This is a genomic window from Pseudoalteromonas sp. 19-MNA-CIBAN-0066, from assembly GCF_040308705.1.
GTDB lineage: Bacteria > Pseudomonadota > Gammaproteobacteria > Enterobacterales > Alteromonadaceae > Pseudoalteromonas > Pseudoalteromonas nigrifaciens.
The window spans coordinates 1-8,875 of the sequence record NZ_JBEONZ010000064.1; the positions used below are offsets into that span (position 1 = coordinate 1).

Consider the following 8,875-nt stretch of genomic DNA (forward strand, 5'->3'; position numbering starts at 1 on the left):
CCTTCCGAGAAAACCCATTGATCGACGCGAAGCGGCGTCGGTGGGATGAATCGGAATAACTAGCCCTGTTCTTGATGAGAATGGTAGTGCAGTGTGATTTAGTCTCATATTCCATCTTGACAACTCATTTCCATACAGTAGTCTATACAGTATATGAAAAAGACGCTTAGATACAATTACAGACTAAATCCTACGCCAGAGCAAGAAGCTAAACTCGTTGAGTTTGGCGCGACAGCGCGTGGCATTTGGAACTTGTTGTTGTCTGAAAATATGCGTCGATATGAGTTCGATAAAACATTCTTGTTCTACAATGATATGGCCTCGCTTCTTAAGGAAATAAAGCCTTTTGAAGAGTTTACGTGGATTAAGTCTTTTGACTCGGCAGCAGCTCAGCAAGTTGCTCGTGATTTAGAAACGGCAATGAAAAATGCGTTTTCTAAGGGGCGCTTACAACGTTTCCCAAAACACAAGATTTCATACAAAAAGAAAAAGCTTCACAATGATTCATTTCGAGCGGTAAACAATTCTAATTGCATCCGCATTGAAAATGGCACTATCAGTATTCCAAAAGTTGGTAAAGTGCCTATCATTTTACATCGCGAACTGGCTAGCAAAATCAAAACGGTAACTGTTCAGTTTCGCCACGGTAAATGGGAATGCAGTATTACTCAAGAAGTGGAGTGCAAAACAGCGCTTCGCGTTTTAAAAACAATCACAGGTTTTGACATTAACTCAAAGCAAACGGTAGTTGGCTCGAACGGCTACGTGGCCGACAATCCCAAGTTTTTAAAGCAGTCAAAAACAAAGTTAAATCAATTGCAACGCCAGCTTGCCCGCCGAACTAAAGGTTCAAGTCGCTGGCACAAAACCAAACAACGCATCAATAAATTACACGGTAAGATCTCACGGCAAAGGCTCGACTTTGCACATAAAATTTCACGACAGATAACCAATGAAAATGATATTTTAGTGTTTGAAGATTTAAACGTAAAAGCGATGCAAAAGTTCAATGGCAGCATGGTAGCGGACAATGTGATGGCTCTGATAACTCAGCTTTCAAAATACAAGGCTGAGCTTGCAGGCAAGCTCTATCATGAAATTGGTCGATTTGAAAAATCGACTGGGATTTGCGCAGAATGCGGCCAGCACCATGTTTTAACATTGAACGATAGAAATTTCACATGTACGGCTTGTGAAACTTACCAAAACCGAGACTTGTCAGCAGCTAAAAGCATAGCAAAAACAGGTGAATTAGATTTGATTGCGGCTGGGATCGTCGCAAGGGTAGCCCCCACATCTCAGCAGAAAGCAGCTAATAAAATGAAAGTCTTCGAGCTATCGAAGTTTGCTGTTGGATCTGAGAAAAAAGAAGCAGCCTAGCATTCATAAGCTAGACTGTAGAAGCCCATTGATCGACACGTAGTGGCGTCGGTGGGTAGTTCACACCAATGGCATATTTTTAATAAGATTGGTATTTGCTAAATGCGTTTGCACCATTTTTCAGGATTTACTGCACGCCCTTTATGGCGCATTTCAAAGTATAGACCAGAACTTGTCTGCCCGCCGCTTTGGCCAACTAGCGCTACCGTTTCGCCTTCTCTTACCATGTCACCAACATCTTTCAATAAGGTTTGTGCATGGCCGTAAAGGCTCATAAAGCCCTCACCATGGTCAACTACAATTACCCAGCCGTAGCCCTTTAACCAATCGGCAAATACCACTTGGCCGTTATGAACACTGTTAATATTGCTGCCTTCTTTTGCGCCAATTAATACGCCTTTCCAGTCAATTCCACCGTGTTTTCGTTGTCCAAAAGTGTGTTCTAACTTACCTCGGCTTGGCCAGTTAAGCTTGCCTTTGCTGTTATTGAGGCCGAGTAATTCAACTTTTTTATTTTTTTCTTTCTCTAGCTCTTCAATAGTTGTGATAAGCGTTTGTTGGTTTTCTTTTAAATAGTTAATTGAACTTTTGGTGCTGTTTAGCTGTGTCTGTAAATTTTTTAAATTGGCTTGGCGTTCGCTTTGAGCACTAACTAATGCGGTTTGGCGTCTTTTTTGTTCATCATGCAGGTTGACTAGTTTTTGCTTTGTTTTAGCCAGTTCAGCCTGGTTTTGCGCTATTTGTAACTGCAGCGCTTTTAGCTCTTCGAGTTGTTCAATACGGGCTTTATTTAAATAATTATAATAGCTTAGAGTGCGCTCAAACTTAGCAGTGTCTTCTTGATTGAGCAGCATTTTTGCATAGTCATCGTCGCCACCGGCCATATAAGCACTTTTAAGTTGCGCAGCTAATGCGTGTTGAAACTGTGCATGTTGTTGTTCGAGTTGATCGGCTTTTTGCTGTTGCAGTTGTTGCTGTTGTTCGGTTTTTTTAATCGACTGCTCAGCCATATTTAGGGCTTTGGCGTTTTTAGCTATGTCGAGTTCGTGCTGTTGTAGATTTTTTTGTAGGTTGGCAATTTTTTTGCGTTGTGCGTTGTATTCAGATTGGCTTTGTTTAAGTGCCGTTTGTACTTCGCTGAGATCTTTTTTGGTACGATCTTCATTAGCGACTGCAGTTGCAGTCGCTAAAAAAGTCAGTATTAAAATTAGCTTAGTAACGCTATTAATACGTGTATGCATAGATTATTTCAACGTCATGATAGGTTTGCCTGTCATTTCAGTTGGCTGCTCCATGCCCATTAAGTGCAGCATAGTAGGCGCTACATCGCTAAGAGCTTTACCCTCAGAAGGTGTTGCATCGCGCCCAACGTAAATAAATGGCACTGGCTCGCTAGTATGTGCAGTATGGGCTTGGCCTGTTTTAAGGTTGGCCATTTGCTCAGCATTACCATGGTCGGCAGTAATAAGCGCTTCACCGCCATATTCGTTAAGTGCTGCTACTACGCGGCCAATACAGTGATCAACTGCTTCGCAGGCTTTAACTGCTGCTGCAAATACACCTGAGTGACCCACCATATCGCCGTTAGGGTAGTTACAAATAATAGCGTCGTATTTACCACTTTTAATTGCCGCAACGAGTTTGTCGGTAAGCATTTCTGAGTTCATTTCGGGCTGCAAATCGTAGGTTGCAACTTGAGGTGAAGGAATAAGTTCGCGGGTTTCACCGTTAAATTCGTCTTCGCGGCCACCACTAAAGAAAAACGTTACGTGAGCATATTTTTCAGTTTCAGAAATACGTAGTTGAGTTTTACCGTGTTTTTCAAACCATTCGCCAAGTACGTTTACCAGTGGCGTAGGGCCAAATGCAACTGGGGCGTCTATATCTGCAGCGTATTCGGTCATCATTACAAATGCGCTAAGGGCAGGTGACTTTTGTTTGGCAAAACCGTTAAAGTTAGGCTCAACAAATGCACGTGTAATTTCACGGGCGCGATCGGCTCTAAAGTTAGCAAATATAACCGTGTCGCCATCGTTAATTTGTACCGGCTCTGCGCCTGTTGGTGTAATGGTGCTTGCGGCTACAAACTCATCGTTTTCGTCGCGCTCATAAGCTGCTTCAAGTGCGCTTACGCCAGTCGGGTAGCTAAAGTCGCCTTGTGCTAACGTAAGTAAGTTATAGGCTTTTTCTACGCGGTTCCAGCGGTTGTCTCTGTCCATTGCGTAATAACGGCCAATTAGCGATGCTAAGCGGCCACATTGTAGCTTTGCAAATACTGCTTCAATGCGTTCAATAGAAGCTTTAGCACTGCGTGGAGGCGTGTCGCGGCCATCTAAAAAGCCATGAAAGTACACCTCTTTTGCGCCGCGTTTTGCAGCAAGTTCAATACTTGCCACAATATGATCTTCGTGGCTGTGTACGCCGCCTGGGCTTAATAGCCCCATAATGTGCACGGCTTTATCGGCACTTACGGCTTTATCTATGTTATCGACTAGTGCAGGGGTAGAGTCAAACTCGCCATCGTTTATCGCTTTTGTTATACGGGTAAAGTCTTGATAAACAACGCGTCCTGCGCCTAAATTAACGTGGCCAACTTCAGAGTTGCCCATTTGACCATCAGGAAGGCCTACATCAAAACCCGAAGCTGAAATTAATGTGCGCGGGCGGGTGGCCCATAATTCATCTAATACAGGGGTATTTGCAGCCAGAATCGCATTACTTTGCTCATCTTCGCGGTATCCCCAGCCATCTAAAATCATTAATACCAGTGGTTTTTTATGCTCTGACATAGTCACTCCTCAAGGTTAACGTTGCGATAAAACACGCTAACATTACCGCTAACATGCTGATGCTAAGCATACCGTGTTTTATAGCTAGGATCAGCAATCAAAACAAGATATTAAAACTTTTTAATATCTTGCTAAAAATTAACAGCAAGCTATTACTTTGTTCTTACTAAAAGCACCTCGTAAAAGCGTATTATGCTTTGCCTTAACTCGCATTTTTAGCTGATTTGGGTATACTTGCGCAGCTAATACCAATTTTATTAAAAACATGCACATTTTAGCGGATTAAATAGCTCACTAACTGCGTTAAAAATAACTCATATAGAACAACTATATATCATCATTTTTTACTTGTTATTGACCCATTATATTGACGCTTTAATAGCCCATTAATTTAATGCAATTGGTATAATACCAACTTTATTAAAGCGCTGTGTATGCGAGTAAGGTAAATTAGGTATATATTGTGTTTAAAATCTTTACAGAAGTGAGTACTCCTGTTTAAATTTTATGTTGTTTGTGAGTAGCTTACCTCTTGTTATACTTGCTTATAGAGTTAATGCAATTGGTATTGAACGAAAAAATAGCTAAAACATCACGTTTTAGGATGTAATTTTATAGTGGATGTCGAATGGATCAATATATTGAATTTATCACCAATCACCCAATCTTAAGTGCAGCTTGGGTGGGTATTGTGTTTCTTATTGTTAGTGGTTGGATCAAAAGTAAACTCTCAGCAGTGCGCCAAATAAACCCGCAGCAGTTAACACTCCTTATCAACCGTGAAGACGGTCAAGTTATTGATATGCGTGCGCAAAAAGAGTTTAACACCGGGCATATTGCCGGTGCTCAGCATTTAAGCCCTGAAAATGCGAAAAAATCTGACTTTTCAAGCCTTGAAAAGTATAAGAGCAAACCCATTATATTGGTATGTACTACAGGCATGACCGCTTCAGGAACTGCAACCGCTATGCATAAAGCGGGTTTTGAGCAGGTAAGTGTGTTATCTGGTGGTATGGGCGCGTGGCAATCTGCGAGCTTACCAACTACAACCGGTCGCTAATAAATATTAGTAGTCCGATAGAGGATATATTATGAGTAATGTTGTTTTATACACCAAAGCGTATTGCCCTTTTTGTCAACGTGCTCGTGCACTTTTAGACAGTAAAGGCGTGCAATACACAAACTTTGATATTGGTGTACAGCCTGAACTGCGTGATGAAATGATCGCCAAAGCAGGCGGCGCAAGCACGGTACCGCAAATCTTTATTAATGATGAGCATATAGGTGGCTGCGACGACATGATGGCAATAGAAGCACAAGGCCAGCTTGATAAAAAGCTAAACGCTTAAATTTTAACTAATTATAATAACGAACAGGTTAAGGATTACAATGAACGAAGAAACGCAAAACGCAGCAGCACAACAAGAAACTGGCGCACAATTTACTATTCAACGTATTTACACAAAAGACGTGTCGTTTGAAACGCCAAACTCTCCAGCTATTTTTCAAAAAGAATGGACACCAGAAGTTAAGTTAGACCTAGACACTCGCTCTAATAAGTTAGACGAAGGTGTATTTGAAGTGGTTTTAGCACTAACAGTGACTGCATCTATTGGCGAAGAAACGGCCTTTTTATGTGAAATTCAACAAGCAGGTATTTTTACTATTGCTGACGTTGAAGAAACACAACTTGCTCATATGCTTGGTGCATTTTGCCCTAACGTATTGTTTCCATATGCGCGTGAAGCAGTTTCTAACCTTGTTAACCGTGGTACTTTTCCACAGCTTAACCTTGCGCCAGTTAACTTTGACGCATTATTTGCACAATACATGCAACAACGCACAGCGCAAGCTGAGCAGGCATCAGTAGACGCATAAATTATGAGTACAGCAACTTCAGCTGTTACTGTATTGGGGGCGGGGTCTTATGGCACCGCCCTTGCTATTTGCTTAGCCCGAAATGGTCACCAAGTGACACTTTGGGGTCGCAATAGCGACGACGTTGCCACGCTTGCAGCTGAGCGAAAAAATCAACGTTACTTACCTGATATTCCTTTTCCCGACACTTTATCTCTTGAAGCCGACTTACAACGTGCTGCTGCAAGTAATGAAATAGTGTTAGTGGTTGTACCTAGCCATGCATTTGGCGACACTTTAAAGCAAATTAAACCAGCTTTACAGCAAGGCGCAAAAGTTGCGTGGGCAACGAAAGGGCTAGAGCCAAATACCGGGCGCTTATTACAAGAAGTTGCAGTGCAAGAGCTTGGCGATGCAATTCCATTAGCGGTGCTTTCGGGGCCAACATTTGCTAAAGAAATGGCCATGGGATCGCCTACTGCTATTTCGGTTTCATCCACCTCTACAGAATTTGCCAAGCAGTTAGCTGATTTACTGCATTGCGGTCGCTCATTTAGAGTGTACAACAATGATGATTTTATTGGCATACAGCTAGGTGGTGCGGTTAAAAACGTGATTGCTATTGGTGCAGGAATTTCTGATGGAGTGGGGTTTGGTGCAAATGCTCGTACCGCGCTTATTACTCGTGGTTTAGCAGAGTTGTCGCGTTTAGGGTGTGCACTGGGTGCAAAACCTGAAACCTTTATGGGTATGGCCGGGTTAGGCGATTTAATTTTAACCTGCACAGATAACCAATCGCGTAATCGTCGCTTTGGTTTAGCGTTAGGTAAAGGCGAAAGCGTAGAGGCTGCAATAGAGTCTATAGGCCAAGTGGTCGAAGGCTTTAGAAACACCAAAGAAGTGTATTTATTAGCGCAGCGCAGCGGTGTAGAAATGCCAATCACCGAGCAAATCTATAAAGTACTGTACGAAAATAAAGACATGAAAGAAGCGGCTATGGCTTTATTAGGCCGAGAGCAGCGCTCAGAATAAAAGGGCAGCTTTCATTAAAGCTAGGTTTTAGGTAGACATTAGCCTAGCTCGGTGTTTTTTTAAACCGTAGGCGGGCTTAATGTCGCGCAGGTTAAGCTTTAAACCTGCGCGAGGTAAGCTCCCACCTACAAGTTAGGCGCTTGGTTTGTATCACTTACCTAAACCTTGCGCCTAAAACTATTTACTTCTTACTTCGCGCCCGGAAACCCAAGCTGGCGCCACGATTCATACACAAACACCGAAACCGCGTTAGATAAGTTCATACTGCGGCTATTGGCTTGCATCGGAATGCGTACCCGTTGCTCGTTTGGAAGCGATTGAATTAGCTCATCCGGAAGGCCGCGCGTTTCAGGGCCAAATACTAAACAGTCGCCGGCCTCGTATTGTGCCTGATGATGAAATTGGCTACCTTTAGTGGTGCAAGCGTATATTTTTTTAGGCTTGCATGCTTCTAGGTAAGCTTCAAACGAAGCATGGCGCTGTACATGGCTAAATTCATGATAATCAAGGCCGGCACGTTTTATTCGTTTGTCATCCCATGCAAAGCCAAGTGGCTCAATTAAATGTAGCGAATAGCCCGTATTTGCACATAAGCGAATAATATTACCCGTATTCGGTGGGATTTCAGGTTGGTATAAAACAATATCCAGCATAACGAGCCTTATAAAATAGTCAGTAATTTAACGATTTGCAGTATACACAGAAAGCGTGTAAAAAACTGATATACTCACTTTATTCAATACACATATTAACGGATAAATACGTGCATAATCGCAGTTACGAATTTTGGGTAAAAACCTCTAGTTTAGTCACTATGGTCATGGTGAGCTTAATGATTGCAGCTAAAACCTGGGCATGGCTTGCCTCGGGTTCAGCGTCAATGCTGGGCTCATTAACCGATTCACTCATGGATATTACCGCCACAGCTATGAGTTTTTTAGTATTAGGTTATGCGCTGCGCCCCGCCGATGACGACCACCGTTTTGGTCACGGCAAAGCCGAAGCGCTTGCCGGGTTAGGGCAGGCCGCATTTATTGCAGGTTCTGGCTGTTTATTAGCGTTTCATAGTATAGAGCGCTTGTTTAATCCTTTAGAGCTCACTCATTCATTGTTAGGTGTATGGGTAAGTATTTTTGCCATTGCCTGTACATTAGTGATTGTATTTGTACAAAATAAAGTAGTTAAACATACCGAATCTATTGCAATAAAGGCCGACTCAGTACATTACAAAGGTGACTTGATTTTAAATGCTGCGGTACTACTGGCTATTTTACTCTCGTATTATGGTGTGTTGTACGCCGACCCTATTTTTGCAGTTGGCGTTGCCGGTTACCTACTTTATAACAGCTGGGATATAGCCCGAGATAGCGCAGATCACTTAATGGACAAAGAGCTGCCAGACGAAGAAAAACAACGTATTTTAGATGTATCGAAAAGCCATATCGATGTGCGCGGTGTACACGGTGTTCGTACCCGACAAGGTGGCAAAGTTAAGTTTATTCAACTGCATTTAGAGCTAGATGATCACCTAAGCTTAATTCGCGCGCACAATGTAGCCGATGAAGTAGAGGCAATGATCACTAAAGAATTTGAGTCAGAAGTTGATATTCTAATTCATCTAGACCCTTTGTCTTCCGTGGAACTGAGTGACACTGAGGGAGCCGCAGTAACTGAGCCGTAAGCAAAGCTGGTATCTCAGGTTAAAACCAAGCAAACACCGGATTTAACCTGATACCTTTGCCATGAACAACTCCCACTAAACGCTGCGCGTTTTGAAGGAGTTTCAAAAAGAAAGCCTAAGCTACCTTTTTAGGCTG

General features: G+C 42.6%; 9 protein-coding genes. 6 read left to right on the top strand and 3 right to left on the bottom strand.

The features are described 5' to 3' along the window. Window positions 1-153 precede the first annotated feature (153 nt). Complete coding sequence (locus AAEZ18_RS17815) at window positions 154-1,380, top strand: RNA-guided endonuclease InsQ/TnpB family protein (RefSeq protein WP_350595422.1); 1,227 nt, start codon at window positions 154-156, stop codon at window positions 1,378-1,380. Between the two features lie 98 nt (window positions 1,381-1,478). On the opposite strand, the gene AAEZ18_RS17820 is transcribed toward AAEZ18_RS17815, so the two are convergent. After that, window positions 1,479-2,621 carry a murein hydrolase activator EnvC family protein gene (locus AAEZ18_RS17820; RefSeq protein WP_086996616.1) on the bottom strand — a complete coding sequence of 381 codons (1,143 nt, stop codon included), beginning with the start codon at window positions 2,619-2,621 and terminating at the stop codon, window positions 1,479-1,481. Window positions 2,622-2,624: 3 nt separating this feature from the next. Beyond that, entirely contained in the window at window positions 2,625-4,169 is a 1,545-nt protein-coding gene (gpmM, locus tag AAEZ18_RS17825) for a 2,3-bisphosphoglycerate-independent phosphoglycerate mutase (protein ID WP_086996613.1), read from the bottom strand. Between the two features lie 628 nt (window positions 4,170-4,797). Between gpmM and AAEZ18_RS17830 the strand changes: the two genes are divergently transcribed. Genes AAEZ18_RS17830 through gpsA form a run of 4 tightly spaced genes read left to right on the top strand, consistent with a single transcriptional unit; the run spans window position 4,798 to window position 7,058 of the window. Beyond that, complete coding sequence (locus AAEZ18_RS17830; RefSeq protein ID WP_058372459.1) at window positions 4,798-5,229, top strand: rhodanese-like domain-containing protein; 432 nt, start codon at window positions 4,798-4,800, stop codon at window positions 5,227-5,229. A 31-nt stretch (window positions 5,230-5,260) separates the two neighbouring features. Continuing rightward, entirely contained in the window at window positions 5,261-5,518 is a 258-nt protein-coding gene (gene grxC / locus AAEZ18_RS17835; RefSeq protein WP_086996610.1) for a glutaredoxin 3, read from the top strand. Between the two features lie 40 nt (window positions 5,519-5,558). Continuing rightward, entirely contained in the window at window positions 5,559-6,047 is a 489-nt protein-coding gene (gene secB, locus AAEZ18_RS17840) for a protein-export chaperone SecB (protein WP_011327080.1), read from the top strand. A gap of 3 nt (window positions 6,048-6,050) precedes the next feature. Continuing rightward, window positions 6,051-7,058, top strand: a complete 1,008-nt coding sequence (gene gpsA / locus AAEZ18_RS17845; protein ID WP_350595425.1) for an NAD(P)H-dependent glycerol-3-phosphate dehydrogenase — start codon at window positions 6,051-6,053, stop codon at window positions 7,056-7,058. A 188-nt stretch (window positions 7,059-7,246) separates the two neighbouring features. Here gpsA and trmL read toward each other — a convergent pair whose 3' ends face one another. Then, a complete protein-coding gene (gene trmL, locus AAEZ18_RS17850; RefSeq protein WP_011327082.1) occupies window positions 7,247-7,711 on the bottom strand; it encodes a tRNA (uridine(34)/cytosine(34)/5-carboxymethylaminomethyluridine(34)-2'-O)-methyltransferase TrmL in 465 nt (154 codons plus the stop codon). A gap of 110 nt (window positions 7,712-7,821) precedes the next feature. Between trmL and AAEZ18_RS17855 the strand changes: the two genes are divergently transcribed. Next, a complete protein-coding gene (locus AAEZ18_RS17855; protein ID WP_306287572.1) occupies window positions 7,822-8,739 on the top strand; it encodes a cation diffusion facilitator family transporter in 918 nt (305 codons plus the stop codon). The last annotated feature ends 136 nt before the right edge of the window (window positions 8,740-8,875 follow it).

Coding starts and splice junctions, on each gene's coding strand:
- grxC (WP_086996610.1), top strand. CDS start 5,261: ATGAGTAATGTTGTTTTATACACCAAAGCGTATTGCCCTTTTTGTCAA.
- secB (WP_011327080.1), top strand. CDS start 5,559: ATGAACGAAGAAACGCAAAACGCAGCAGCACAACAAGAAACTGGCGCA.
- AAEZ18_RS17830 (WP_058372459.1), top strand. CDS start 4,798: ATGGATCAATATATTGAATTTATCACCAATCACCCAATCTTAAGTGCA.
- trmL (WP_011327082.1), bottom strand. CDS start 7,711: ATGCTGGATATTGTTTTATACCAACCTGAAATCCCACCGAATACGGGT.
- gpsA (WP_350595425.1), top strand. CDS start 6,051: ATGAGTACAGCAACTTCAGCTGTTACTGTATTGGGGGCGGGGTCTTAT.
- AAEZ18_RS17815 (WP_350595422.1), top strand. CDS start 154: ATGAAAAAGACGCTTAGATACAATTACAGACTAAATCCTACGCCAGAG.
- gpmM (WP_086996613.1), bottom strand. CDS start 4,169: ATGTCAGAGCATAAAAAACCACTGGTATTAATGATTTTAGATGGCTGG.
- AAEZ18_RS17820 (WP_086996616.1), bottom strand. CDS start 2,621: ATGCATACACGTATTAATAGCGTTACTAAGCTAATTTTAATACTGACT.